The 24,197-nt window shown below is 48.8% G+C and carries 29 protein-coding genes; 11 read left to right on the forward strand and 18 right to left on the reverse strand.

The genetic code is table 11. The features are described from left to right. Positions 1–90: 90 nt before the first annotated feature. The 5 genes from AC0L4K_RS17650 (at position 91) to AC0L4K_RS17670 (ending at position 6,136) form a co-directional block, all read left to right on the forward strand. The gene (locus AC0L4K_RS17650) at positions 91–1,425 is read left to right on the forward strand and encodes a ferredoxin reductase family protein (RefSeq protein WP_473267399.1); all 1,335 of its coding nucleotides are present in this window, start codon (positions 91–93) and stop codon (positions 1,423–1,425) included. An 80-nt stretch (positions 1,426–1,505) separates the two neighbouring features. Continuing rightward, positions 1,506–1,895 carry a PepSY domain-containing protein gene (locus AC0L4K_RS17655; RefSeq protein ID WP_473267400.1) on the forward strand — a complete coding sequence of 130 codons (390 nt, stop codon included), beginning with the start codon at positions 1,506–1,508 and terminating at the stop codon, positions 1,893–1,895. Positions 1,896–1,914: 19 nt separating this feature from the next. Then, positions 1,915–2,385, forward strand: a complete 471-nt coding sequence (locus AC0L4K_RS17660; RefSeq protein WP_417228499.1) for a DUF2271 domain-containing protein — start codon at positions 1,915–1,917, stop codon at positions 2,383–2,385. 22 nt (positions 2,386–2,407) lie between these two features. Further along, on the forward strand, positions 2,408–4,630 hold the full coding sequence (locus tag AC0L4K_RS17665) for a PepSY domain-containing protein (RefSeq protein WP_473267401.1): 2,223 nt from the start codon (positions 2,408–2,410) through the stop codon (positions 4,628–4,630). A gap of 519 nt (positions 4,631–5,149) precedes the next feature. Beyond that, on the forward strand, positions 5,150–6,136 hold the full coding sequence (locus tag AC0L4K_RS17670) for an HDOD domain-containing protein (protein WP_473267402.1): 987 nt from the start codon (positions 5,150–5,152) through the stop codon (positions 6,134–6,136). 210 nt (positions 6,137–6,346) lie between these two features. Here AC0L4K_RS17670 and AC0L4K_RS17675 read toward each other — a convergent pair whose 3' ends face one another. The 4 genes from AC0L4K_RS17675 to AC0L4K_RS17690 all read right to left on the reverse strand — a co-directional run bounded on the left by AC0L4K_RS17675 (position 6,347) and on the right by AC0L4K_RS17690 (position 10,446). Beyond that, complete coding sequence (locus AC0L4K_RS17675; protein ID WP_417228505.1) at positions 6,347–7,141, reverse strand: CLCA_X family protein; 795 nt, start codon at positions 7,139–7,141, stop codon at positions 6,347–6,349. Positions 7,142–7,303: 162 nt separating this feature from the next. Continuing rightward, positions 7,304–8,491 carry a beta-ketothiolase BktB gene (bktB, locus tag AC0L4K_RS17680; RefSeq protein WP_473267403.1) on the reverse strand — a complete coding sequence of 396 codons (1,188 nt, stop codon included), beginning with the start codon at positions 8,489–8,491 and terminating at the stop codon, positions 7,304–7,306. 24 nt (positions 8,492–8,515) lie between these two features. Then, a complete protein-coding gene (locus AC0L4K_RS17685) occupies positions 8,516–9,673 on the reverse strand; it encodes an acyl-CoA dehydrogenase family protein (RefSeq protein WP_473267404.1) in 1,158 nt (385 codons plus the stop codon). An 11-nt stretch (positions 9,674–9,684) separates the two neighbouring features. After that, positions 9,685–10,446 carry an SDR family NAD(P)-dependent oxidoreductase gene (locus tag AC0L4K_RS17690; protein WP_473267405.1) on the reverse strand — a complete coding sequence of 254 codons (762 nt, stop codon included), beginning with the start codon at positions 10,444–10,446 and terminating at the stop codon, positions 9,685–9,687. Positions 10,447–10,634: 188 nt separating this feature from the next. On the opposite strand from AC0L4K_RS17690, the gene AC0L4K_RS17695 reads away from it, so the two are divergent. Continuing rightward, complete coding sequence (locus AC0L4K_RS17695; protein WP_473267406.1) at positions 10,635–11,648, forward strand: AraC family transcriptional regulator; 1,014 nt, start codon at positions 10,635–10,637, stop codon at positions 11,646–11,648. A 115-nt stretch (positions 11,649–11,763) separates the two neighbouring features. Next, entirely contained in the window at positions 11,764–13,344 is a 1,581-nt protein-coding gene (locus AC0L4K_RS17700) for a fatty acyl-CoA synthetase (RefSeq protein WP_473267407.1), read from the forward strand. Positions 13,345–13,600: 256 nt separating this feature from the next. Here the strand turns inward: AC0L4K_RS17700 and AC0L4K_RS17705 are convergent, their stop codons facing one another. From AC0L4K_RS17705 to AC0L4K_RS17735, 7 genes are all read right to left on the reverse strand, one after another. Next, positions 13,601–13,807, reverse strand: a complete 207-nt coding sequence (locus AC0L4K_RS17705; protein WP_473267408.1) for a hypothetical protein — start codon at positions 13,805–13,807, stop codon at positions 13,601–13,603. 85 nt (positions 13,808–13,892) lie between these two features. After that, on the reverse strand, positions 13,893–14,096 hold the full coding sequence (locus AC0L4K_RS17710) for a hypothetical protein (protein WP_417228519.1): 204 nt from the start codon (positions 14,094–14,096) through the stop codon (positions 13,893–13,895). 58 nt (positions 14,097–14,154) lie between these two features. Further along, complete coding sequence (locus AC0L4K_RS17715) at positions 14,155–14,361, reverse strand: hypothetical protein (RefSeq protein ID WP_417228521.1); 207 nt, start codon at positions 14,359–14,361, stop codon at positions 14,155–14,157. A gap of 58 nt (positions 14,362–14,419) precedes the next feature. Beyond that, positions 14,420–14,626 (reverse strand): hypothetical protein, encoded by a 207-nt coding sequence (locus AC0L4K_RS17720; protein WP_417228521.1) that lies wholly within the window; start codon positions 14,624–14,626, stop codon positions 14,420–14,422. Between the two features lie 58 nt (positions 14,627–14,684). Beyond that, positions 14,685–14,894: a hypothetical protein gene (locus AC0L4K_RS17725; RefSeq protein WP_473267409.1), complete on the reverse strand. Its 210-nt coding sequence runs from the start codon at positions 14,892–14,894 to the stop codon at positions 14,685–14,687. Positions 14,895–14,952: 58 nt separating this feature from the next. Then, positions 14,953–15,162, reverse strand: coding sequence for a hypothetical protein (locus tag AC0L4K_RS17730; RefSeq protein ID WP_473267410.1), 210 nt, complete (start codon positions 15,160–15,162; stop codon positions 14,953–14,955). Between the two features lie 58 nt (positions 15,163–15,220). Further along, on the reverse strand, positions 15,221–15,430 hold the full coding sequence (locus AC0L4K_RS17735; RefSeq protein ID WP_473267411.1) for a hypothetical protein: 210 nt from the start codon (positions 15,428–15,430) through the stop codon (positions 15,221–15,223). Positions 15,431–15,597: 167 nt separating this feature from the next. Here AC0L4K_RS17735 and AC0L4K_RS17740 point away from each other — a divergent pair, with 167 nt between their 5' ends. Next, a complete protein-coding gene (locus AC0L4K_RS17740; RefSeq protein WP_417226606.1) occupies positions 15,598–16,044 on the forward strand; it encodes a MarR family winged helix-turn-helix transcriptional regulator in 447 nt (148 codons plus the stop codon). 366 nt (positions 16,045–16,410) lie between these two features. On the opposite strand, the gene AC0L4K_RS17745 is transcribed toward AC0L4K_RS17740, so the two are convergent. From AC0L4K_RS17745 to AC0L4K_RS17765, 5 genes are read right to left on the reverse strand one after another with little or no spacing between them, the layout of a single operon-like run. Further along, the gene (locus AC0L4K_RS17745) at positions 16,411–16,536 is read right to left on the reverse strand and encodes a hypothetical protein (protein WP_473267412.1); all 126 of its coding nucleotides are present in this window, start codon (positions 16,534–16,536) and stop codon (positions 16,411–16,413) included. A gap of 11 nt (positions 16,537–16,547) precedes the next feature. After that, entirely contained in the window at positions 16,548–17,429 is an 882-nt protein-coding gene (locus AC0L4K_RS17750) for a type IV pilus modification PilV family protein (RefSeq protein ID WP_473267413.1), read from the reverse strand. A gap of 8 nt (positions 17,430–17,437) precedes the next feature. Next, entirely contained in the window at positions 17,438–18,565 is a 1,128-nt protein-coding gene (locus tag AC0L4K_RS17755) for a pilus assembly PilX family protein (protein ID WP_473267414.1), read from the reverse strand. 12 nt (positions 18,566–18,577) lie between these two features. After that, the gene (locus AC0L4K_RS17760; protein WP_473267415.1) at positions 18,578–19,276 is read right to left on the reverse strand and encodes a hypothetical protein; all 699 of its coding nucleotides are present in this window, start codon (positions 19,274–19,276) and stop codon (positions 18,578–18,580) included. A gap of 5 nt (positions 19,277–19,281) precedes the next feature. Next, on the reverse strand, positions 19,282–19,860 hold the full coding sequence (locus tag AC0L4K_RS17765; protein ID WP_473267416.1) for a GspH/FimT family pseudopilin: 579 nt from the start codon (positions 19,858–19,860) through the stop codon (positions 19,282–19,284). A gap of 213 nt (positions 19,861–20,073) precedes the next feature. Here AC0L4K_RS17765 and AC0L4K_RS17770 point away from each other — a divergent pair, with 213 nt between their 5' ends. After that, entirely contained in the window at positions 20,074–20,481 is a 408-nt protein-coding gene (locus AC0L4K_RS17770) for a type IV pilin protein (protein WP_417226597.1), read from the forward strand. 117 nt (positions 20,482–20,598) lie between these two features. Here the strand turns inward: AC0L4K_RS17770 and AC0L4K_RS17775 are convergent, their stop codons facing one another. Beyond that, the gene (locus tag AC0L4K_RS17775) at positions 20,599–20,841 is read right to left on the reverse strand and encodes a DUF2798 domain-containing protein (RefSeq protein ID WP_473267417.1); all 243 of its coding nucleotides are present in this window, start codon (positions 20,839–20,841) and stop codon (positions 20,599–20,601) included. A gap of 106 nt (positions 20,842–20,947) precedes the next feature. On the opposite strand from AC0L4K_RS17775, the gene AC0L4K_RS17780 reads away from it, so the two are divergent. Continuing rightward, positions 20,948–21,853 carry a LysR family transcriptional regulator gene (locus AC0L4K_RS17780; RefSeq protein WP_473267418.1) on the forward strand — a complete coding sequence of 302 codons (906 nt, stop codon included), beginning with the start codon at positions 20,948–20,950 and terminating at the stop codon, positions 21,851–21,853. A gap of 110 nt (positions 21,854–21,963) precedes the next feature. On the opposite strand, the gene AC0L4K_RS17785 is transcribed toward AC0L4K_RS17780, so the two are convergent. Beyond that, positions 21,964–23,139: an MFS transporter gene (locus AC0L4K_RS17785; RefSeq protein ID WP_417226591.1), complete on the reverse strand. Its 1,176-nt coding sequence runs from the start codon at positions 23,137–23,139 to the stop codon at positions 21,964–21,966. A 90-nt stretch (positions 23,140–23,229) separates the two neighbouring features. Between AC0L4K_RS17785 and AC0L4K_RS17790 the strand changes: the two genes are divergently transcribed. Continuing rightward, positions 23,230–24,117, forward strand: a complete 888-nt coding sequence (locus AC0L4K_RS17790) for a LysR family transcriptional regulator (RefSeq protein ID WP_473267419.1) — start codon at positions 23,230–23,232, stop codon at positions 24,115–24,117. Positions 24,118–24,197 lie beyond the last annotated feature (80 nt).

The following is a 24,197-nucleotide window of genomic DNA, read 5'->3' on the forward strand; positions in this document are numbered from 1 at the left end:
ATTAGGCTCGATTAATCCAGCTAATGCCTTCAGCTGATTGTCAGGAATAGGCGATAACATACGTACTAAATGCAGTACTGGATGGCTAAGATGAAACCGAAAAAACTCAACATTACGCTGGCATTGATTACCGCCGGCATTCTGATTATCTGGGGCTGGAGCTATCAGATGAGCACGACGGCAAAGGCTACACTGCCTTGGGAAATTTATGACAACGGCCTCTATCTGAGCGGCTTGTTATCCATCGCATTCATGTCAGTGACCATGATGCTGGCTACTCGCCCAGCTTGGTTAGAAACCTCCTTTAATGGTCTCGATCAGATCTATCGTCTGCATAAATGGGCCGGTATTCTAGCGGTTATTTTTGCCCTATCTCATTGGTTAATTGAGATGGGTGACGATCTAGTTAAAGCGCTCTTTGGCCGAGCGGGACGTTTGCCTGATCAAGACTTTTCAGGTTTTACCCATATGATGAGAGAGGCGGCAGAAGGGATTGGCGAATGGGGCGTCTATCTGGTGTTTGCCATGCTGATACTGACGCTCTGGAAACGCTTTCCTTACAACCTCTGGCACTATGTACACCGAGCGATGCCGCTGATTTATCTAGCACTCGTATTCCACTCTGTCTGGCTGGCCCCTTTGGTTTGGTGGCAACAACCCATTGGCTGGCTGATGGGGTTATTACTCGCAGGCGGAAGTTTCGCGAGCCTCTTATCGATCAAAGGGCTGATAGGCAAATCACGACGGGTGCAGGGCAGCATTACCTCGATCTCAACATCAACCATGGGTATCACCGAAGTGAAGTGTCAGTTGGAGCACCCATGGAAAGGTCACCGTGCCGGCCAGTTTGCATTTGTAACCTTTGAGCCTAGCGAAGGCGCGCACCCTTTCACCATTGCCAGCGCAGACCATGGTAATGGTCAGATCACCTTTTACATTAAAGGGCTGGGCGACTATACGCGGCAGTTGGGTTATCGGTTAACAATCGGCGATCCCGTCACCGTTGAAGGGCCTTATGGTCAGTTCAACTTCAAACATCGTAAACACAATGCGACACAAATTTGGATCGCCGGCGGGATTGGCGTCACCCCTTTTTTAGCATGGCTTGAAGCACTGCAAAACCAGCGGGAAGACTCTCTCGAAGCTGAACTGCATTATTCCACCCATGATGGCGCGGCAGATCCTTTTGTTAAGCGATTACAGGCAGCCTGTACCGGCTTAAGCGGCATCCAGCTTCAGATACATGACAGCAGTCAGGGCCACAAACTCACGGCTGAGCAACTCCTCACACAACACCCTAAGGCAAAAGCGATGGAGGTCTGGTTTTGTGGCCCCTCAAGCTGGGCCAATACCTTAGAAAAAGAGCTACGTGAAAATTTACAAGGGTCTCTCTCGTTCCGACAGGAAGCGTTTGAACTGCGCTAAACCTATAACACTGACCGCCTTCAGCTGAATGTCAGCAAAGAGGTTTAGGATAAACACTGAAGCCATTAGGAGGTACCAACATGAAAAACACACTAATTACTGCCTTTTTAAGCACCTGCTTGATCAGTGGTGCCGCGCTAGCCAGCGATGATTGCACCGACCCAACCGTCGATTGGCAACCTAAAGAACGTCTCCGTCAGATGATGGTAGACAATGGCTGGGAGGTAAAGCGCATCAAAGTGGACGATGGCTGTTATGAGCTCAAAGGACGTGATCGCAAAGGTCATCGAGTTGAAGCGAAATTCTCACCCGCTTCACTAAGGATTATGGAACTTGAAATAAAATTTGATGATTCAGATGACGCATCTGACTACCTGAACTTAGGTAACCAGGCCCAACCATCATCAACTAGCGACTTAAACTCCGGTAGTAACACGCCAACAAACAAACCAAAAGTCACGATCGAATAAGTGTAAGGAAGATAAAATCATGAAACGTTTAGCAATAACCCTGTGTTTGATGGCTGCAGCTTTACTATCTTCACAATCCTATGCACGTGATGTCACCTTGACCACTCAGCTAAAAAACTATGGCGGTGACGGTGCTTATCTAGCCATTTATTTAACCAATGCCGACGGTCAGTATCAAAGAACGTTATGGGTGGCTGGCAAGAAATCAAAATATTACAAGCACTTGAGCGGCTGGGCGCGGGGGAGTGGGCAGCGCAAAAGTGAGTACGATGGACTATCCGGTGCCAGCGTTACCGAGGGTAAGACATTAACGGTCACCCTTGATCTGCCCGACACCTATATTGATGCAGGGTTTCAGCTCCACGTTGATACCGCTGTCGAAGATATGCGAGACAACCGTAATGATGTTGTCGTGCCATTCACCAGCGAAGGGGTCGATAAACCCAATAATGGCCGCGGTTATATCAAAACGTTCACCTATTCGTTTTAAATAACTGCCTAGGAACCCCGTTATGTTACGTCAGTTTCACTCCCTGTCTGGCTTGATAGCAACACTGTTCGTTGTGCTGCTCACCATCTCCGGTGCTGTGCTCTCGCTTGATCCGATTCTCGAACGCTCACAGGCTAAAATCGCAGGCACATCGTCAATCAGCGTGGCGGAGTTAGCGGGAAAACTTATCACTCGCTACCCTGGCACCGAGCAAATACAACGACATCCGTCAGGCAGTATCATTGTTTACTTTACTGACGGCGACCAAACAGGAGCGGACCTAATCAACCCACTAACGGGGGCAACGATTGGCGCCTATTCCAGCTCACCCATTATGGTGTGGATAAAAAACCTGCATCGGTCTTATCTGTTGGGGACACCTGGACGAGTTGTTGCTGGGGTCGCCGCTTTTTTTATGCTGCTGTTAACCTTTTCCGGTGCCGTCATGTTGATCAATCGACTCGGCGGTTGGCGTCATATTTTTCGACCGATCCAAGGGCCCTTTAAGCAACGTCTGCATACAGAGGTAGGTCGAGTGGCGGTACTGGGCCTGATATTATCAGCTTCTACCGGCCTGTATATGTCAGCCATGACTTTTGAGTTGATACCCGACTACTCATCGGCTGAGCCCGACTTTCCAACCCATGTAAATGGCGGTGCGCCTGCACCCATTGATACCCTATCGGCATTAAAAGCAATCCCGATTACCGAGTTCAGAGAGCTGGTTTATCCCTATCCAGACGACCCAATGGGCGTTTACTCAATTACCACCAATCAAGGAAGCGGCTTTGTTGATCAAGCAACCGGTCAATTACTCTCTTATCAAGCTTACGGTAACCCACAAAAACTCTATGAGTTTATCTACATGTTACACACCGGCGAAGGGCTATGGTGGCTTGGCCTATTGCTTGGTTTGAGTGCGCTCGCTGTGCCATTGATGGCATGGACCGGCATCCAGATCTGGTGGAGCCGTAAACAATCCGCCACAACCATTAACCATAATAGCGCTGCTCGCCTTGCCGATACCATCATTCTGGTTGGCAGCGAAAGTAACAGTACGTGGGGCTTTGCCAAAACCTTGCATGACGCCCTTCATCGCTTAGGATTTCAGGTTCACACCGCCCCCATGAATCAGATTGACCATCATTATCCACAGGCAAAACGGATGTTTATGCTCACCGCCACCTATGGGGATGGTGACACACCTGCATCGGCGAATCATTTTCTGACACGATTAGCGAAAATGACGAAGACACCTGATGTTCCTGTTGCTGTATTAGGTTTTGGTGATCGACAGTTCCCTGAATTCTGCCAGTTTGCAAAAGAGGTTGAGGCCGCGCTCATCACCAAGGGCTGGCCACAGCTACTACCACTCGAAACCATCCATCGACAATCGCCACAGGAATTTGCCCGCTGGGGGCAGGCGGTGAGTAGCGTTCTAGATAAGGAATTAACACTCGTCCATATCCCGGTTCATCCCGCTAGCACGACGTTGACGCTTGTCGAACGCGTCGATTACGGTACAGCGGTGCAGGCACCAACGGCGGTATTACGCTTCAAGTCACCGGAAGGGAGTCATAAAGGTCTATTAAATCGTTTACTGAGACGCTCCGGCTTACCGCATTTTGATGCAGGCGACCTTGTGGGTATCTTACCGCCAGGCAGCAGTGTGCCGCGATTCTACTCGCTGGCATCCGCATCGAAGAATGGCGTGCTCGAGATCTGCGTTCGTCATCATCCTGACGGGGCATGCTCCGGCTTTCTTCACGGGCTAGCTATCGGCGACACCGTTGAGGCTTTCATCAAGCTTAATCCGAGCTTTCGCCCAGCATCGGGCAAGGCACCGATAATACTGATCGGCGCGGGCACCGGCATTGGGCCTTTAGTCGGTTTTATCCGCAACAATAAAGCACATCACCCGATACACCTTTATTGGGGCGGTCGCTCTCCACAGTCTGATTTTCTCTATGAGACCGAACTCAAACGCTACCTAAAAGATAAGCGGTTAACTAAATTAAATCCGGTTTTCTCCCGCATCAACCAAGGCGCATATGTGCAGAATAAGATTACTGAAGATGACGTGGTGCTACGTCAATTGATCGAGGAGGGGGCGCAGTTTTTAATATGCGGCGGTCGTAACATGGCGGGTAGCGTTGCGGTTGCAGTGGACAAGGTAATTGCCCCGCTGGGGATCGATGTCGCGACACTGAAAGCTCAGGGGCGCTACCGTGAAGATGTGTACTAGCCTATTCAGACTGAATCAGTCTCGCACTAAGCGGCTTCTTAAACAGGTGCATTCGTTGAGGTGAGGCTTCCTTTCCGCGCCATCGGTACGGTTCACCAACTCCTTGACTGCTTGCTATCTGCAGAGGTTAAGCATAGAAGCGCAGCCACCCCCAATGATGACCTGAAAGCGCTAGATCGGTGGGTTATCAAAAAATCACACCGATTACCAACTCAGCTGAACGCCGCAATGAACCAGGATAAGAAAACCAACAAATGGGGATAAGTGTACCTAAACGATATAATATCAACGAAAATATTGATTCAAGCGCTAGCCAAAACGCTCTGCGATGATCAGAATACTATACATAAGCGCTTAAGCCGCGTTTGATTCAACGATATACGCCAACTATTGGAGTCGACTGTCGTGCTATTTGGACTATTTGGTAGAAAGAAAAAGAAAACCGCTGACAAGAGGCCGAAGACCACCAGGCAGTCTAGTGAGTCAACATCGAAACCCTCGAAGCCTCTGGGAAAACTTTTGGATGAGTCGGGTCATTGGGGCACGGCTGAGTTACCTCAAGTACCACAAGAGGAACAAGCGTCTCTCATCGATTTCGATCTGTTAGTTGCGTCACAGATCGATGAAACACAAGCCGCTAAAGCACAACAGTTGTGCGAAAAGTTGCCAGACCCTCACCCCGTGCAATCAAAGCTAGCCAGTGGCTTAGATACATCTAAAGAATTGGTTGAAACACTCGCGGCGGATCCCGGTCTAACAGCGACGGTATTGCGAACGGTCAACTCTGCAGCCTTTGCCTTAACCTCGCCGATTTCAAGCGTCCAGCATGCGGTTAATTACCTTGGGGTCAGCTTTGTTAGAAGTTTAGTCTCCCAAGCCGCTACAGCTAACCAAACTAAAGACTGTTCTGAAGCACAAAAAACAGCATTACAGCGGGTGTGGATATCTACCGCTGTTGCAAGTGCTTTTGCCAGTTTATTAGGACAAAACGCTGGCCACTCCCGCCCGTCGGTCCTCGCAACCAAAGCGTTATTTTTTAATCTCGGTGACCTAGGTTTGATCCTAGGAGAGGACGGTGCAGACGCTTGGTATACAGAAGGTATGACGGTCATGGACAGAGTTAAAGCGCAGCAACAGGGTTGCGGTTTAAACTCCTCTATCGTTGGCTCGACGTTAGCTCGAAATTGGGGTTTGCCCGAAGAGATTGAACGCGCCATTGCCAACTCACTGCTCCCACTAGCCAAAGCCCCAGGGCAGTTGGCTTTAAAAGATGATGAGTTAAAAGATACCGTGTTACTTTACTTAGCTGGACGTATCGGTGACCGTGTCGCGTATAGAGGCCTTCGTGACCTGTCTGAATTCAATCTCGAAGCAGCAGAAGAACCTGGCACTCATTTTCTAAAAGGCCATTTAGAAGCGTCTGACCAAAAGCTCGTTCTTCAGCTACTGTCAGATACCGCATTCCGTAAGAAATTTAATCGCCTACTGGCATCATTAGCTATTTGATTAAAGGTTGAACAGAGCCTGCTCTGAAGCGGTATAAGCTGGAAGCGCGTTGCAAATGTTAAAGACATAGGTTGCGTGGCATCCAGCGCTCTGTTTGCATCACTGCAACAGAGGCATCAGTATAATCCCAGCAATATGAACGTTATTAAGTTATGTTTACTATATCACCAGACATAGTGATCACTAACAAACCATCGCCATTACCACCTTTTATGCACGAGTCTGCCGGCGAATTTCACTGTTTAAGGCAGCCCCCAAACGATTAAAATAACGCTGAAAGGCTAGATTAATACGTTCACGTTGCTCGCCTCGCGGATACAACCCCTGCTCCGCCTCAGCCGTCATTTTAGTCCCCGAAACCAAAAAGTTATTGGTGATAGCCGCATCTTGAACAAAGGCTTCAAACGCTCTCGCGCATAACTCCTCAGCCTGACTGTAATACACTTGATTCATCGCTCTATCGACCCGCGCTGATACCTCAAATAACGGGCTAGGGGAATCGCCGTCTTCAGCTAACATAATATGCCTGAAACAGGCGTACAGATCATCATTCAAAGGATGAACCACAGGCGTTGCATCTGCTAGCCAAGCTTTTGAGGCAAACATGCCTGCCGGCGCATCGTCAAAAGCAGTACCACCGAGATAATGATCGAGTGCATGAAACCACTCATGTGCAATGCTGCCTGGGCCTGCATTTTTGGCCAAAGAAAAGCACCGCATCGACGGTTGATAATGGGCGGCAACACCGGGACGTCCACCGATACCGTATTGTAACGACAAGGTTCCGCGCAATGAGATCAGCGGTTCGGGGCATTTCAGGATGGTCATCAGGTCAACCAAGGCATCGTAAAACAATCCCGCCGCTCGGTTTTGTTCCGCCTGCGTCACCCAGCGACCAATACCGATAAACCTGAAATCAAACCGCTTCCTCACTTCAACAAAGCTAACGGGATTACCTTGCCGTACATCCGGCCCGTGGCGATAAAATTCACGCGATAACGTCATACGACTACAATACCCGCTCTACCCTATTTCTAAATCAGAGGGGTCATTGTACTCCCGTAACGAGATCGTGAGCAGTGTTTCATGCCAGAACCTAGGCTTAATCTAAAGTGTCAACAACTTGCATATCTGTCCTTAAACACAAAAAAGACAGCCTAGATAATATTACCTAATCCGCTCAATAATCAGTGCGATGCCTTGGCCACCACCAATGCACATCGTCACCAATCCATAACGTCCTTCGGTACGTTCCAGCTCCGCCATTGTTTTGATAATAATAATCGAGCCTGTCGCCCCCACAGGATGACCTAATGCGACAGCTCCGCCATTCGGATTAACCTTAACCTCAGGCATCCCCAATTGTTCAGTCACCGCCATCGCCTGAGCGGCAAAAGCTTCGTTGGATTCGATCACATCGATATCCTGCATTTGTAGCCCAGCATTTTTTAGCGCTTGTTTAACGGCGGGTATCGGCCCCAAGCCCATCAACTCCGGAGCAACACCGGCAAAGGCATAACTAAGAATACGACAACGGGGAGATAATCCACGGCGTTGTGCTTCAGCCATCGTCGTCATAACCATCGCCGCCGCACCATCATTTAGGCCCGATGAGTTACCGGGGGTCACAATGCCATCTCGCTTAAATATTGGCTTCAGTTTTGCCAAGCTTTCGACAGTAGTGCCTGCCCGAGGATGCTCATCGGTATCAAAGATAAATTCTTGACGGCCTTGTTTAACAGTAACAGGAACGATCTGATCGCGAAAATGCCCCTGCTCTATCGCCATTAATGCGCGTCGATGACTCTCTGCAGCGAACCGATCTAGGTCGTCTCGTCCATAGCCCTGCTGCGCAGCAATATTTTCAGCTGTCACGCCCATATGACCACTGCCAAACGGATCACTAAGAATCCCTTGAGTCATATCGACCACACGACTGTCGCCCATCCGCGCGCCATAACGAGCATCCGGCATCAGGTAAGCACCACGGCTCATACTCTCGGCGCCCCCAGCCAACGCGATCTGGCTATCCCCCATCAGCAACAGCTGGGCGGCAGAAATAACCGATTGCACCGATGAACCACACAGGCGATTCACATTAACGGCGGCGGACGACGCGGGTAACCCTGAATTAAGTGCAATATGGCGAGACAGATAAACATCCTGCGGAGCCGTGGTGATGATATGGCCAAAGACCGCATGATCGATCGCCTCAGCGGGAATTCCTGAGCGACGAATCGCTTCGGTGGCCGCTACGGTTCCTAATTCCGCCGGCGATAAACTCGACAGGCTGCCACCAAATGTACCAATCGCGGTACGTACCCCATCAACAATTACGATATCACTTAATTTCATAGTGTTTATTCCTTCGTGGTCCGGTTAACGACCGAGCATCGGGCGCGCAATTACCTCTTTCATAATCTCTGAGGTGCCGGCGTAGATAGTCTGAACCCGGGCATCAACATAGAACCGGGAGATAGGATATTCGGTGGTATAGCCATAGCCACCGAACAACTGCAAACATTGATCGGCAGCCTGACACTGCATCTCGGTGGCACTTAGTTTAAGCAGGGCAGCCTCTTCAATGGTCATCTTGCCGTGATTATAGTGATGCAGACATTGTTGATAGTAGGCGCGGCATAGTTCTAGCTGGGTTTTAACTTCGGCTAATTTAAAGCGAGTGTTCTGAAAGCTGCCCACCGTTTGACCGAATGCCTTCCGCTCCAGAACGTAGTTGAGGGTGAGCGCCAAGGCACCATCGGTCGCGGCAATAGCTTGCGTGGCACAGCCTAGCCGCTCTCTTGGTAACTCATCCATGAGGTAGAAGAAGCCGTGATTTTCCTCGCCCAATAGAGCATCGGCAGGGAGCCTAAGGTTATCGAAAAATAGCTCGGCAGTATCGCTGCAATGCTGACCAATTTTACTGATGCCTTTGCCCCGTGAGAAACCGGGTAACGAGGCATCCACGAGAAACAGAGAGATTCCCTTCGCCCCAGCAGCAGGATCGGTAGAGGCACAGACAATCACCAAGTCAGCCAATAAGCCGTTGGTGATAAAGATTTTCGAGCCATTAAGCACCCACTCATCGCCGTCGCGAACCGCGCGGGTACGCAGGGCTGCCAGATCACTGCCAGAACCCGGCTCGGTCATGGCAATAGCCCCCACCACCTCGCCACTGACCATCTTCGGTAACCAGTGTTGCTTTTGCGCATCGGTTCCCCGATGCAAAATATAGGGCGCGACGATATTTGAATGAATATTAAAACTACTGGCAAGACCGCCATACCCTAGCTGCGCCATCTCACCCAAGACTAGCTGCGCCACCTCAAAGGGAGCGCCCGCCGCACCATACTGCTCTGGCAAATCAACACAGAGCATACCCGCCTGTCCCAATGTAGGCCAAATAGTCCTAGGCATAATGCCGGCACGTTCCCAATCATCGTAATAGGGGGTTACTTCTTGTGCCAAAGCTCGCTGGGTCATATCTCGAAACAGGGCTAATTCAGCGCTATCCGCTGCAGTATATGAAGCATTCATGGTTAGGCTCCTTACTTCGATTCCATCCGAATACCCGCATCGAGACGGATCACTTCAGCGTTAAGATAGGGGTTAGTAATAATGTGGCAACAAAGATCGGCGAACTCTTCCGGCAGACCAAAACGTTTCGGACACTGCACCATCTCAATCAACGGCTCGCGAACTTTTTCCGGTAACGATTGCATCATAGGAGTATCAAATAGCCCGGGAGCAATCGTCATTACACGAATATGGTGTGGGCCTAAATCCCGAGCCAGTGGTAGCGTCATACCAGCAATAGCCGCTTTACTGGCACTATATGCAGCCTGACCCGTTTGACCATCGAACGCAGCCACCGAGGCAGTATTGATAATCACGCCCTGCTCTTCGTCTGCCCCTTTTGCCGCCATCTTTTCGGCGGCGACCCGCAGCACATTAAAGGTGCCGTTAAGATTGATATTGATCGCATGGCTAAACTGCGCCAGTGGCAGCGCGCCTTCACGCCCCAAGACCTTACCGGCAGCGACAATGCCGGCGCAATTAACACAGATATCCAAACGGCCCCACTGGCTTACACCATCGCTAAGTGCTTGCTCAACCGCATCGGCATCGGTGACATCCACTGGGTAAAAACGCACTTGCTGCGGATACTGCGCTTGTAGCGCCTGGCCCGCCTCATTATTCATATCCAGTACTAAAACCTGCGCCCCTTCTGCTAATAGACGTAGGCTCGTTGCCAACCCTAATCCGGATGCGCCGCCACTGACGACCGCCACTTTATTTCTGATATTCATCGCCACTCAACTCTCGTATTACTTATCTTTATTGTCCGAGGAGTATCCGCTGAACGTCGACAACTGTGCTATGACCAATACAGACAATCGGTTTGATAAAAACGACCAACCACGACCTCTGAGTGGGCGGCGCCACTTTTTGTACCATAGGCAGCGATAAGGTATGCTCACTTAACTAAGGGAAAACCATGATTAACCATGAAAAAAAACTGGTCTCCAATCACTACATACAAGCGAGCCTACGAGGAGCCATCAACCAGGGAATTGATCCGCTGCCGCTGCTTGAGCGAGCCGCCGTCCCCAGCGAACTGCTGCATAAACCCCGGGCCCGCATCACCGAAGTACAATTAGCCAACCTGATCAGAGCCGTTTGGCGCGCCACCGGCGATGAGTTTATGGGCCTAACCGAGCACCCCAGCAAAAACGGTGTGTTCGCCCTGATGATGGAATCGTTATTCCAGTTGAAAACGCTCGGGGCGATGTTGCAACAAAGTGTGCGTTTCTATAATGCCGTGCAGTCTGAGGCTAATTTTGCCCTCCATATCGAAGCCGATAGCGTCAACATCGATATCACATTGATGCAGCCAGAATTAGATCCAGACCACCTATTACAGGAGTTTTTGTTACTAATGTGGCAACGCTTCAGTAGCTGGTTGGTCAATAGTCAGTTGGCGATTCAGACCACCCGCTTTAATTACTCAGCCCCCGCCCATCAAGATGAATATCCACCAATGTTCGGCGAGCATTTACTGTTTGACCAACCCACCGCCGGCTTCAGCTTCAGCAGTAAATTGCTGATGCTGCCTCGGGTGCGAGACCCACTTGAGCTAGATTCTTTTCTGCGCCGTTCGCCCCTTGAGGTGCTTCGTCGCGTTGGGGATAACAATAGCCTTAGCATTCAAGTTCAACGCCTTATGCTAAATAAGGGATTAGAACAGGCAGCGACACTGGAAGATATTGCCCACGATCTACATATGACCTCCCGCACATTGCGCCGCAAACTCAAGGAAGAAGGCCATAGTTATCAACAGATCAAGGATCGAGTTCGTTGCGATACCGCGATCCGCTTACTCACCGAAGAATCCCTCAGCGTTGCCGAAACCAGTGAATTGGTCGGTTTCACCGAACAGGCCGCATTCTGCCGAGCATTCAAAGGCTGGACCGGTGTCGCACCCAGTGCCTATCAAGCGACACACCATTAGAGCAACGCCCCACTGACCGCTTTTATCAAATGCTTTGGACAGTTTAATCATTGCTTCCAACGCGGCGAAAAAAGACACTCTAAATGACAAAACAAAAATAAGAAGGTCTGCATCAATGCTATCCGACATCCAAACCGCCACAGTGAACACCATCGGTGATGGACTGCGCCGCGCCGCAAAACGCTTTGCCGCTAAAGAAGCCATCATCTTCCAACAGCGCCACTGGACATATCAGCAGCTCGACCGCGCCGTTAACCGCGTGGCCAATACCCTGTTGCAAAGTGGTTTACAACCCGGCGACCGTATTGCGGCATTTGGTAAAAACTCTGATGCTTACCTGATTCTCTTTCTGGCCTGTACCCGTGCTGGCATGATCCATGTACCGATCAACTATGCTCTCGTCAAAGACGAACTGCTTTATCTATTGAAGCAATCCGGTGCAGCAGCAATTTTTATGGATGACGATCTGGCTGTTAATGTCGCTGCCGTTGTACAGGATACCGCGATCACCACTACCGGCTCACTGCACACACCGACACCCGATTCACTGCTCGATATTCTGCAGATAAGTCAGTCAAATGCGGATCATCAACCACCCGACGTCAAGGTGCAGGATACCGATATCGCCCAAATTCTTTACACCTCCGGCACCACCTCGCATCCCAAAGGTGCGATGCACACCCACCGTGGCTTTATGGCCGAATACAGTAGTTGCATCCAACATCTTGACCTGACCGCTGATGATCGTTGCCTAGCGGCGTTGCCGCTGTATCACTCCGCGCAGATGCATGTTTTTACCATCCCCGCACTCATGATCGGTGCCATGAGCTATATCCTGCAAGCGCCACTACCGGAGCTAGTCTTTACGGCGATCAGCAGTGAACGGCTCAATTCAGTGTTTGCACCACCAACTGTTTGGATCGGGCTGTTACGTCACCCAGGTTTTGATCAACACGACCTCAGCTCACTGGTGAATATTTACTACGGTGCCTCCATTATGCCGGAGCCCATCGTCGCCGAACTGCAGCAACGCCTTCCCGGCTGTCGTCTGTTTAACTGCTATGGCCAGAGCGAAATGGCACCACTGGCCACCGTGCTGGCACCGGAAGAACAAACAGGCCGACTCGCCTCGATAGGTAAACCGATCATGTCGGTGGAAACTCGGATTGTTAATCCACTGACAATGGAAGATTGCTCGCCAGGGGAACAGGGTGAGATTATTCATCGCTCTCCCCATGTGATGGTGGGCTACTGGGATAAGCCGGAGCAAACAGCCGAGGCCTTTGCCGGCGGATGGTTCCATTCAGGTGACTTGGCATATGCCGATGAAGAGGGTTACATCTTTATCGTCGATCGAATCAAAGATGTCGTTAATACCGGCGGCGTGTTGGTGGCCAGCCGCGATGTCGAAGAAGCGCTATACCTGCATCCCGCTATCGCAGAAGTTGCGGTCATTGGCACACCCCACGAAAAATGGATCGAAGCGATCACCGCTATCGTGGTCTTCAAACAGGGAGAAGATGCGGACAACGATGAACTCACCCGCCACTGCCAACAGTATTTGGCTCCGTTCAAAGTGCCTAAAGCCTTTATTGTGGCCGATGCGCTACCGAAGAATACAGCGGGGAAATTGCTTAAGCGAAAATTACGTCAACAGTACAACGAAGCACAACTAGATGCCGCGTTATCGGTTTGAATAGGGATAGCTATAACGAAGATAAAACACAAAAAACCAAAAGTGTGCGTTAACCAGAGGGGTCATCAAGCGGAATAGGGTTATCTCTTCAAGCGGATGTAAAACAGATTAGAAGACGTAAAAAGCAGGGATGCAAAAATGAGCTCTTGGCTCGGGTTTGCTTTAAAAAAACGTTCATACTAAAAAGATGAATACTTGCGGTAATCACTTTAGAGCAGGCGCAGGTTGCTAGGATATTTTATCCCAAGCAACATGCTTAGTTACCGCAGATCAACAATTTATGGCCGTAGCTTTTACCCGGAATATTAGGCCCATCAACGATTTTCACTTCTTCGTTGTTGTACAGCCCGGTCATTTGAGCGTCGATATAAACAACTTGGTCTGAATCAAAATTAGCTGAAGCACCGGCTGCGCCGGCAACCAGTGCTAATGCGATGCTAACCGTAGTAATAGATGTTCTCATAGGCCATTCCTCTATAAATGGTTTCAGTAAAACCCTCTTTCTTCATGATTTTACGATGACTAACGAATTACTACTTAGCGGCTACTTATTTATTACCGACAAACAGATCTGAGCTATAGCTGCTGCCTGGCAAATTAGTGGTCTTAACGACTTCACCCATTGCGTGATGACGAGATGCGCCTTGAGTATTAACGCTGTCACCCAGTTGGCCCACATTGAAGTTAGTTGCAGACGCTGCGCCAGCGGCCAGAGTCGTTGCCAGTGCGATCGATGTGATAAGTGCTTTCATGATGTATTCCTCAAACAATTAAATGAACAATGGTTACCAATAGATGGCGAGTGCTGACTTATTTATTACCAACAAACAGATCTGAGCTATAGCTGCTGCCTGGCAAGTTAGCGGTTTTAACAACGTCACCGGTTGCTTGATGGCGAGATGTACTTTGAGCATTAACGCTGTCACCTAACTGACCTACATTAAAGTTAGTAGCGGCAGATGCTGCGCCAGCGGCCAGAGTCGTTGCCAGTGCGATCGATGTGATAAGTGCTTTCATGATGTATTCCTCAAACAATTAAATGAACAATGGTTACCAATAGATGGCGAGTACTATCTTATTTATTACCAACGAACAGATCTGAGCTATAGCTGCTGCCTGGCAAGTTAGCGGTCTTAACAACATCACCGGTTGCTTGATGGCGAGATGTACTTTGAGCATTAACGCTGTCACCTAACTGACCTACATTAAAGTTAGTAGCGGCAGATGCTGCGCCAGCGGCCAGAGTCGTTGCCAGTGCGATCGATGTGATAAGTGCTTTCATGATGTATTCCTCAAACGGTTAAACTTAAAAATATTTACAAACGGTGATTTGGGCTGACTTATTTATTGCCAACGAACAGTTCAGAATCGTAACCATGGCTCGGCAGGTTAGCGCTATCCACCGTGACGATCTCTTCGCTGCTATAGTGGGAAGCGGTCTGAATGGTTGTGCCACCACCCAATTGGTCTACATTAAAGTTAGTAGCAGCAGACGCTGCGCCAGTTGCTAAAGTAGAAGCCAGTGCGATGGTTGTGATAAGTGCTTTCATGATGTATTCCTCAAACGGTTAAACTTAAAAATATTTACAAACGGTGGCGTGTGCTGACTTATTTATTGCCAACGAACAGTTCAGCATCGAAACCATGGCTCGGCAGGTTGGCGCTATCCACCGTGACGATCTCTTCGCTGCTATAGTGGGAAGCGGTCTGAATGGTTGTGCCACCACCCAATTGGTCGACATTAAAGTTAGTAGCAGCAGACGCTGCGCCAGCAACCAGAGTAGAAGCCAATGCGATGGTTGTGATAAGTGCTTTCATGATGTATTCCTCAAACAGTTAAACTTAAAAATATTTACAAACGGTGGCGTGTGCTGACTTATTTATTGCCAACGAACAGTTCAGCATTGAAACCATGGCTCGGCAGGTTGGCGCTATCCACGGTTACCAGCTCATGGCTGCTATAGTGGGAAGTGGTCTGAATGGTTGTGCCGCCACCCAGTTGGTTGACATTAAAGTTAGTGGCGGCAGACGCTGCGCCAGTTGCTAGAGTGGAAGCCAGTGCGATAGTTGTGATAAGTGCTTTCATGATGTGTTCCTCAATATTGGTGCAATCATATATTCATGCTAAGATCTGGTTATTGATTGAGCACTATTAACTTGTGCGCTATCAACTTGCAAACAATGTTATTTCAACTTAAGCTTGCATGCAAGTTAATTGTGAACAATCAATATATAAAAATTAGGAATAAACTAATGACAAAAAAAATAGAAGAGTCGACGCCACTACTAGAAAACTTAGCCTGCTTCTCACTTTACAGTGCAGCAAACGCGATGGTCAGAGCCTATCGGCCTGTATTGGATGAGCTAGACCTTACCTATCCACAGTATCTAGCTATGCTGGTGCTCTGGAGTGGCGATGCACTTAATGTGAAAACATTAGGTGAACAGCTGCATATGGATTCAGGTACAACCACCCCTTTGCTTAAACGAATGGAGGCAAAAGGCTTAGTCTTACGGGAGCGTTGTAAGCAGGACGAGCGTTCGTGCATTGTCCATCTGACTCAATCAGGTAGAGATTTAAAGCAACAAGCATTGAAAATACCTGCAGCGATGGGCGGTAAGATCTCGATCACCCAAGAAGAAGGGGAGAAGCTGAAGTATTTGTGCGATAAGTTGCACGATGGGCTTGTCGCTAACTAAGGCTAATCTGAGACCAAAGCTAGATTAGTCTTAGTGCGTATTGATACCAACCTCATCTACAGCTGAAGCCTGATAGTAGTAAACACTAACTATCTGTCAATGTGATAGATCACTTCAGGCATGGACGCTTAATTATCAGCTCGGGGTTCTCTTTCTCTCGATATGGATCATGAAATTCACTTGATGAAAGGTGCTTGGGATACAGCATTAGAGCGCTTCTATCGGCAGCAATGCCGCCCGTGGGATGATTGCAGATACCTTATTGCATGAGGCATGCGTACATAATTTTGCACGCAAAATTGAAAATTTGATCGTTGAATAACGATTGGTAACTGCGTTTAGAAGAAAAGCAAAAGAAGATCTCCCTCACTGCAACATCATAAGCGCTGACAAATGGCGGCAAACAATATGGCCGTTGATAACAGCCTGAACTAAACGGATGCCTCGGCTAACGACTTTACCGACAGCCCAGAGGGCCGTCGATTTATCCATTCTCTCCGTTGTTAGGGGCAATCTTTGCGCTTACCCAGAGTATAGTTTTGTGTTTGATCTGAACTAATGGCGGTATATGTCTTGGGATTATCTGCGGGGCTACAGACAGTTTGATTGGTTGACACCGTAATATTCCCCGTCCAAGTATCACCAGCATCTATAGAACCAACGTAACATGCATAATAATTAGAGGTATTAGTACATGATACGGCGTAATTACCACTACCGGACACACCGTTAAATTTCACTCCGTTACTCATAATTGCCACACTACCGCTGATAATCAAACTGTAATCCGAGTCATTACTATTATCATCACTCTCCTCAGTCTCTCCGTCATCATTGCTCCCACCGGTATTGTCATCAGTGGGTGTATCATCGCTGTCGTCAGCGTTGTCATCACTCGTAGTATCATCGCCGTCGTCAGTGGAACCACCGCTCGATGAGCTTGGTGGAGAACCGCTGAGTGAGAAAAGTAACTTCCCGGCTTCAACCGGATCATCTTGCGCCACAATAGAAGATAACTGCACCGACTGAGCACCAAAACGATCTTCCCAGCTGACAGTCATCTCAATCGTTTTATAATCAGGTGCAGTATGGTTTGTCACCACCCAGTTGTCGGTATAGATCGCATTCGTGCCGGTCACCGATGAGCTACCCGTGACAATGCCAGAATTATAATCACTCAAGGTGGCAAAGTTGCGCATCTCTTCAAGCTTTTGCTCGGCAATCACCAAGCCCTCGGCCATCGCTTTACTGTAGGTACTTTTACCCATGGTTTTGTTTTGCATAGCACCGAGTGCTATCACACCAAAAGCTAGAATAAGCACAGCAATAACGAGTTCTAGCATCGCTATGCCTTGTTGCGAATGAATATTACGTATGTTTTTCATAAACCCTCTTAGAAATCTTTCCAGGTACCCGGAAACTGCGGGGCTGTTTCTGTTTTAAGACCGCCAGTATCTCCGTTACTGACTTCACTCCAATCATAAATTTCAGTATTCGCGGTCATTTTCGATATACCACCGTTAACACCAACCGTGCCATATACGGTGGTTCCGCCCCAGCCATTGGAGCCCGCACAATCACTATCAATGAACACAACACCATAAAATGTTGGGTTGCCATTAATTTTTGGACAATCCGCTACAGCATCAAAAACAACAATAACGGGAGATGTCGCAGATCCCCATGAGGTATGATAATTTGACGTACTCGTGACCCATACAACGGTACGATCAGCATCAGCAACACCATCTGCGACCTCCTGATCGGCGATAGCTTTCATTCCGCTTCTAGAAACACTGAACAAGCTATCCCAAATATCGCCGGTAAAATCACTTGTGGCTATCCCGCCGCCATGCACATCTAAATGCCCTAGCTCGACACAACTACTGCCATCGGATTCTGTCGCTGACTGTGAGGTCACAATCGCATCCCCATAGGGGCCAGCCCCCGAACCACTATCATAACCAGCAGGATAAATATCCGGGTTGCCTTTAGCATCATCAAAACAGCCATCAATCATCATCGGCGGCCCGGTCGTGCCAGGGTTGGTTAGCAGACTGTTCGTGTATATATATCGCTGTACCTGCGCGGTAATATTCGCCTCGCTCGTAGCTGACACCACGGCGGTTACCAAAATGTAATTTGGCTCAGCCGTAGCTCTTTGGTAACGAATGACCGCCGAGTAAATATCTGTATTTGAACTACTAATCGTCGGCATCGCTATCGTTGGACTCGCCGTTTCAACGCTCCCAGAAACGGTCCAGCTAGGGCTATTCTCGGTATACCAAGCAATACCGAAATCCAAAGCAGAATCTGCAGCGTGGCGAACCTCTTTAGCCCGCAGGTCGTTAACGCTAATGCGCTGCTCCATTCGGCTGGATTTAACGAGGGCAAACGAGGCTAACGAGGCCGCAAATAAGATAATCAAGCCGATCGTCAATGTCGTAAAGCCCCGCTGAGCACCAGTCGTGCCGCGAGCGCGATAGAGTATAGACTGTCCAGATTTTTGTTTTTGCATCATCACATGCTTACTCTATGGGGCCGAAGAAGTGTATTTATCGTTACGAATTTTCACCGTGTCCGTCAGCGAAACCGAGCTTTCAGTATGGCTCTTTAACCTACCAGACAGGTTCATATCAACATCCCGGATATACTGACAAGGATCACCTGAGGTACATGGGCAGCCCACTGTTTCTGTATTGATATTTAAACAACTGGTATTAACCGTGAATGTCAGCGATGTCACCTCAATTTCAGGCGTCGTTAGGTCTTCCCACCCCGCCGTATCTGTACAGGCAAAGGTGTTACCGCTGGTTCTCATTTGCAGTACTGAAGCATTAAGTCGATAACCAAACTGCTCCATATCACTCGCGGTAACCGTGCCGTCATCAACCGTTTTATCACCGTCGAGATCATAGCTAAGCAAGACACACGAATTGGCTGCCTCGCCGGTAAACTGTGCGACTGACAGATCATTCACGCCACTAACAAAGGGATTATTCGTAAAGTCATCGGTGCCCGGCACTCCGCCAAAATACCCCGCTCGACGAATATCCTGAGCTATCACAGTCGCCGCCGTGCGGAGTTCTTCTACCAACCGTGTTTGGTTGATGGTATTTGCGCTAGCAGTCACCATCGATACATACACCTGCAATATAGAGCTGATAACCAAGAGTCCCAGCGTAATACTGATCATTAACTCAACGAGTGAGCTACCTCGTTGTGCAGCCATAGGCTTCAACATGCGGAGTACTTCGTCATCGAAGCATTAGGCGTACAAATGCGAACCCGCCCAAGCGCGGTCACAGAGATCTGTAACTGTTCACCGGAAAGGGTTGCTAAACTAACCAGACCACTTGTGGCTTTACTTCTAATCGCCGAAAAACGAGTGAAGCTATCTGCGCCAAACACAGAAGACGTCATATTCACGCCATCAAAGCTGCTACTGTTAACCGTTTTAAGTGTACTCACACCGCCACGATCCAAAACACAGGCATTCGCATCGGTGATATCGGTAAGAGCGCAATTACAGTTGCCATTAACACTCAAGCCATAACACCAATTATTGGCACCATCAGTGGTAAAACTAACGCTGACTTCCGCGCCACTACCCCGCGTTATCACCTCAGTGCGAGCAAAGTTCAAATCACTATAAATAGCTTCACCAGCCACTTCTAAACGATGTTGGCCGATAAAAGTGCTAAAAGAGGGAATCACCGCTGTTATTAAAATGGCCAATACAGTTATGGTCACTAACAGCTCGATTAATGTAAAACCGGCATTTAGAGGCCGATTTATGGGGTTAATCATATACATTTCAGTGAGTTACCAAATCAATAATACTACTCAACCAAGTGATCCAAATACATATTGGTTAAGTAAAAGAAATTAGCGTAGTCTTCACGTTCCTTGTTAGGCGTATATGTGGCCCGAGAATGGTGTAACACACAAGGACGCGCCCATTGTACCCTTTCTCGTGCCAAAGTAAGGTGTAGGATCTGACATTTTGAGTAGTAAAGGGTGAGTTTAGTGCGTTTGAGAAATCAACAATCCGGTTTTACATTGATGGAACTACTGATTGCCGTCGCCATTGTCGGCATTCTTGCAGCAATTGCGCTGCCGAGTTATCTGGACAAGGTGCAGCAAACCCGTCGGGTCGATGCCATCAATAGCTTGATGGCCATTCAGCTAGATCAAGAAGAGTGGCGGGCTAACGATATAAACTATGGCACCTTAAGTGAGATCGGCTGGTCTGCATCTTTAGATGGCTACTACAGCATGGCCATCGTTTCTCAGTCAGCTGTGGGCTTTATTGCCACCGCGACACCGGTTGCTGGCAGCAGTCAAGAAGATGATGACTGCGGCACATTTGCCATCAACCAAGACAATCCACTCCATACCGGCAGCTACGCCAGCACCTCATGCTGGAATAGATAACAGCCACCGCTAATTAATACTCAAGCAGATATGCGGGCTGGCAGCATAAACAGGCGGTTAGCCGATGGCCTATAGCACCTCATGCTTAGGCGATATGCCGGCGATAACCAATCGCCATTAATGCTCTTCAGGCTCCAGTAGAAACTGGGTCACAAAGAGGCGAACTGTCGGCGCCACTACCACGAAAAGCAGCAGAGCATAGGGGATAATCTGCCCTATCACCGCTCCCCAAGTCGCCATAAAATCCCCTCCTACCGGCAACATCCGATAACTCATAATGGCTGTCATTCCCAGCAACATCGTTGGTAACACCATTGATGCCATCAACGGGTATTGAAATTTTCTAGGAAATTTTTTCATCGGATCGTTCCTGTTGTTTAAATAATGATGAAAATATAACATCGGCCATATCGTTTCAAAACAGCCAATAAAGAAACCCAAGCGTGCATATATGAAAGCTAAGGATATGACCAATTTATATTGGTTTTGCCAATCAGTAGAGTACGGTAGTTTTGCCGTGACCAGTCTGCATACAAAGGTATCAGCGCCAACGCTTTCCCGTGCGGTAGCTCACTTAGAGGAACAATTAGGGGAAAAGCTACTACACCGGCATGCCAAGCAATTTCAGCTCACGACCGCCGGTAATGAGTATTACCAACGTTACGCACCCATTTTCAAACAGCTACACGAACAGTGGCAGCAGTTATCCAATCGGCAGCCAACATTAACCGGGGATATTCGGGTCTCTTGTCCAGAAACCTTTGCCGATAGTTTCTTACAGCAAGCCGCCATTGAGTTCATGGCGATTCATCCTGAAGTCAATATACATATCGACTTTTCCTCCGACACTGAGAGTTTTTTTGATGATCAAATCGATTTAAGCATATCGACTAATCCGCCCAAAGCCCCACATCTTGTGCAACGCCGCCTGTTTGATATGACATTGACCCTAGTAGCATCACCAAGCTACTTAGCTAAACACCGATCACCAACGTGCGTTGAAGATCTGCTGCAACATGATTTATTGGCCGGCAACACTATCCCCTATTGGGAGTTTAAACAGGCCAACAAGCCCCTGCGCATCCCATTAAAGCCCAAGTATTCGATCGATAGTTTACGGCTTATCATTCAGGCCACATGTGCTGGGGTTGGTATCTGTATGATACCCAGCATTATTGTCGCTCCACTGGTCGAGAATGGCCGCTTAGAGATATTGCTGCCGCAAGTCGAGTGCCCAACCGGTATTGCCTATATCGTCTGGGCTGATCGCAAACTACTCTCAGCACGGGTGCAGGCATTCCGAGATATGATCATTGAGCGGATGAAACAACCGGCAAACTTTTTATCGACCATCTCCCCTCAACAGCCATGATCATCACCGCTTCAACCGATACAGCGGCACTTCATCTCGCCCGGCCATTGAACCTCGCTAATGAAAACCTGAGATAGTGAGCCGGGCGATACCATCCATAAAGCGAATGACTAGACGGTCTGTGCTTGTTCACGTTTATCGAGAGTGCCCGATAACCAGGTGAGTAGCAAAGCCACCAGCACGATCAACGCGCCAATCCAAGGAGTATCCATTAGCGACATAGTATCGATAATAAATCCGCCCAGTAACGAGCCTAAGGCGATGCCAACATTAAACGCTGCAATGTTAAGGCCGGATGCCACATCCACCGCCTGCGGTGTGTATTTTTCCGCCAACTGCACAACATATACCTGCAATCCCGGCACATTACCAAAAGCAAAACCTCCCCACAGCAACACGGTTAGTACTGCAGTCAATGGATTTCCAGCCGTGTACGTAAAGGTCAGCAACACTAATGCGAGTGCACTAAAGATGATATACAGCGCTTTGATCGGCCCGATTTTGTCGGCTAAACGACCACCCCAGATATTCCCCTCCGCCACCGAAACACCATACACCAGTAAAATCAGGCTAATCACGCCGGTATCAAAACCAGATACCTGCTCCAAGATCGGAGCCAAATAGGTAAAGGCAACAAAGGTACCACCATAACCAACAGCGGTCATTCCATAGACCAGCAACAACCTTGGCTGGGTCAAAACACTCAACTGTTGAGAGATGTTCGCAGGTTTCGCCTGCTTTAAACTGGATGGCACCAACCATGCGCTACCCAGCAACGCAGCAAAACCTAAACCGGAGACAACCAGAAAGGTAGCCCGCCAGCCAAAGTGCTGGCCAATCCAAGTGCCCAATGGGACACCGGTCACCAAAGCGACGGTTAGCCCGGTAAACATAATCGCAATGGCACTGGCTTCTTTCTCCTTGGTTACTAGGCCGGCGGCAATCGTTGAGCCGATAGAGAAAAAGACACCATGTGCGAGACCGGTAATAATCCTAGCGGTCATTAATGAACCATAATTTGGAGCTAACCAAGCCAATAAATTACCCACCACAAACAGTGACATAATCGTCAGCAAAACCGTTTTACGATTCCAACGGCCCGTCAACGCAGTTAATACCGGCGCACCGATAGCCACACCCAAAGCATATAAACTAACCAACAAGCCCGCTGATGGTAGAGAGACGCCCAGATCCTGAGCGATCGTAGACACCAATCCGACAATCACAAACTCGGTGGTGCCAATAGCGAAAGCGCTGAGAGTCAGCGCAAATAGAGCAATAGGCATAAAATGTTCCTCTTGATTTAGATTGCAGAGGATTATGCGCAGCGATAATTTTGCAAAAAACAGTAATAATCACAAATTACTTTTACGAATATGACAATAGTGTCCCGCACCGATGATCTCGAAATACTATTAGCCGTGGTCGACTGCGGTGGATTCTCTGTCGCGGCACGCAGGCTAGATCTTCAAATTGCTCGGGTCTCACGGGCGGTCACCCGACTGGAAAAAGAACTCGATTGTACATTACTGAATCGCACCACTCGCCAGATTGATCTCACCGAAGAGGGGCGTTTATTTATCTCCGCGATACACGACGGTCTCGGCCGATTAGCAGAAGCGGAAGACCTGTTACACACTCTCAAAGGATCGCCCAGCGGCAGGCTTAGAGTCGATGCCGCCACGCCCTTTATCTTGCATCAGATGATCCCTCTTATGGCAGGCTTTAGATCCACTTATCCTGACATCCAGCTGGAATTGATCTCCAACGAAAATATAATCGATCTTATTGAACGACGTACCGATATCGCCATCCGCATCGGTGCACCTAGCGATTCCAACCTGCATGCTCGACAGCTCGGACGAAGCCCCGTGCATATTGTCGCCAGCCCGGATTACTTCGCTTGCGAGGGTCAACCCGCCAGCGTAGATGATCTCTCTCGTCACCAACTGATCGGCTTTACCGATAGCCCCACGTTAAACCGCTGGCCATTACAAACACCTCTCACTATTCAGCCGACCCTCAGTGCCAGCAGCGGAGAAACCATTCGTCAACTCTGCTTAGCCGGCCAAGGTATCGCCTTACTGTCAGGATTTATGATTAACGATGACCTCAAAAACGGTCGACTCATCGAACTTTTTGATCGGGCCATTATCAGCCCGAATTCACGTGAGCAGGTGCAGGCAATGTATTATCGTCATACGGCCTTATCGTCTCGCATTAGTGCTTTTCTCGATTATATTCAACCTCATCTAAGCCTCTAAAATAACGACATAAAAACAGCAACATAGCCGGTCAAGATAGCCGACTAGCAGTCAGTATTTCTGTCCCCCAAAGCCAGCCA

The sequence above is a fragment of the Amphritea sp. GJ51-11 genome (assembly GCF_055808735.1).

Excerpts from the sequence above, each read along its gene's own strand:
- AC0L4K_RS17650 (WP_473267399.1), top strand. The coding sequence starts at position 91 with ATGAAACCGAAAAAACTCAACATTACGCTGGCATTGATTACCGCCGGC.
- AC0L4K_RS17655 (WP_473267400.1), top strand. The coding sequence starts at position 1,506 with ATGAAAAACACACTAATTACTGCCTTTTTAAGCACCTGCTTGATCAGT.
- AC0L4K_RS17660 (WP_417228499.1), top strand. The coding sequence starts at position 1,915 with ATGAAACGTTTAGCAATAACCCTGTGTTTGATGGCTGCAGCTTTACTA.
- AC0L4K_RS17665 (WP_473267401.1), top strand. The coding sequence starts at position 2,408 with ATGTTACGTCAGTTTCACTCCCTGTCTGGCTTGATAGCAACACTGTTC.
- AC0L4K_RS17675 (WP_417228505.1), bottom strand. The coding sequence starts at position 7,141 with ATGACGTTATCGCGTGAATTTTATCGCCACGGGCCGGATGTACGGCAA.
- bktB (WP_473267403.1), bottom strand. The coding sequence starts at position 8,491 with ATGAAATTAAGTGATATCGTAATTGTTGATGGGGTACGTACCGCGATT.
- AC0L4K_RS17685 (WP_473267404.1), bottom strand. The coding sequence starts at position 9,673 with ATGAATGCTTCATATACTGCAGCGGATAGCGCTGAATTAGCCCTGTTT.
- AC0L4K_RS17690 (WP_473267405.1), bottom strand. The coding sequence starts at position 10,446 with ATGAATATCAGAAATAAAGTGGCGGTCGTCAGTGGCGGCGCATCCGGA.
- AC0L4K_RS17695 (WP_473267406.1), top strand. The coding sequence starts at position 10,635 with ATGATTAACCATGAAAAAAAACTGGTCTCCAATCACTACATACAAGCG.
- AC0L4K_RS17700 (WP_473267407.1), top strand. The coding sequence starts at position 11,764 with ATGCTATCCGACATCCAAACCGCCACAGTGAACACCATCGGTGATGGA.
- AC0L4K_RS17705 (WP_473267408.1), bottom strand. The coding sequence starts at position 13,807 with ATGAGAACATCTATTACTACGGTTAGCATCGCATTAGCACTGGTTGCC.
- AC0L4K_RS17710 (WP_417228519.1), bottom strand. The coding sequence starts at position 14,096 with ATGAAAGCACTTATCACATCGATCGCACTGGCAACGACTCTGGCCGCT.
- AC0L4K_RS17715 (WP_417228521.1), bottom strand. The coding sequence starts at position 14,361 with ATGAAAGCACTTATCACATCGATCGCACTGGCAACGACTCTGGCCGCT.
- AC0L4K_RS17720 (WP_417228521.1), bottom strand. The coding sequence starts at position 14,626 with ATGAAAGCACTTATCACATCGATCGCACTGGCAACGACTCTGGCCGCT.
- AC0L4K_RS17725 (WP_473267409.1), bottom strand. The coding sequence starts at position 14,894 with ATGAAAGCACTTATCACAACCATCGCACTGGCTTCTACTTTAGCAACT.
- AC0L4K_RS17730 (WP_473267410.1), bottom strand. The coding sequence starts at position 15,162 with ATGAAAGCACTTATCACAACCATCGCATTGGCTTCTACTCTGGTTGCT.
- AC0L4K_RS17735 (WP_473267411.1), bottom strand. The coding sequence starts at position 15,430 with ATGAAAGCACTTATCACAACTATCGCACTGGCTTCCACTCTAGCAACT.
- AC0L4K_RS17740 (WP_417226606.1), top strand. The coding sequence starts at position 15,598 with ATGACAAAAAAAATAGAAGAGTCGACGCCACTACTAGAAAACTTAGCC.
- AC0L4K_RS17745 (WP_473267412.1), bottom strand. The coding sequence starts at position 16,536 with ATGGATAAATCGACGGCCCTCTGGGCTGTCGGTAAAGTCGTTAGCCGA.
- AC0L4K_RS17750 (WP_473267413.1), bottom strand. The coding sequence starts at position 17,429 with ATGAAAAACATACGTAATATTCATTCGCAACAAGGCATAGCGATGCTA.
- AC0L4K_RS17755 (WP_473267414.1), bottom strand. The coding sequence starts at position 18,565 with ATGATGCAAAAACAAAAATCTGGACAGTCTATACTCTATCGCGCTCGC.
- AC0L4K_RS17760 (WP_473267415.1), bottom strand. The coding sequence starts at position 19,276 with ATGGCTGCACAACGAGGTAGCTCACTCGTTGAGTTAATGATCAGTATT.
- AC0L4K_RS17765 (WP_473267416.1), bottom strand. The coding sequence starts at position 19,860 with ATGTATATGATTAACCCCATAAATCGGCCTCTAAATGCCGGTTTTACA.
- AC0L4K_RS17775 (WP_473267417.1), bottom strand. The coding sequence starts at position 20,841 with ATGAAAAAATTTCCTAGAAAATTTCAATACCCGTTGATGGCATCAATG.
- AC0L4K_RS17780 (WP_473267418.1), top strand. The coding sequence starts at position 20,948 with ATGACCAATTTATATTGGTTTTGCCAATCAGTAGAGTACGGTAGTTTT.
- AC0L4K_RS17785 (WP_417226591.1), bottom strand. The coding sequence starts at position 23,139 with ATGCCTATTGCTCTATTTGCGCTGACTCTCAGCGCTTTCGCTATTGGC.
- AC0L4K_RS17790 (WP_473267419.1), top strand. The coding sequence starts at position 23,230 with ATGACAATAGTGTCCCGCACCGATGATCTCGAAATACTATTAGCCGTG.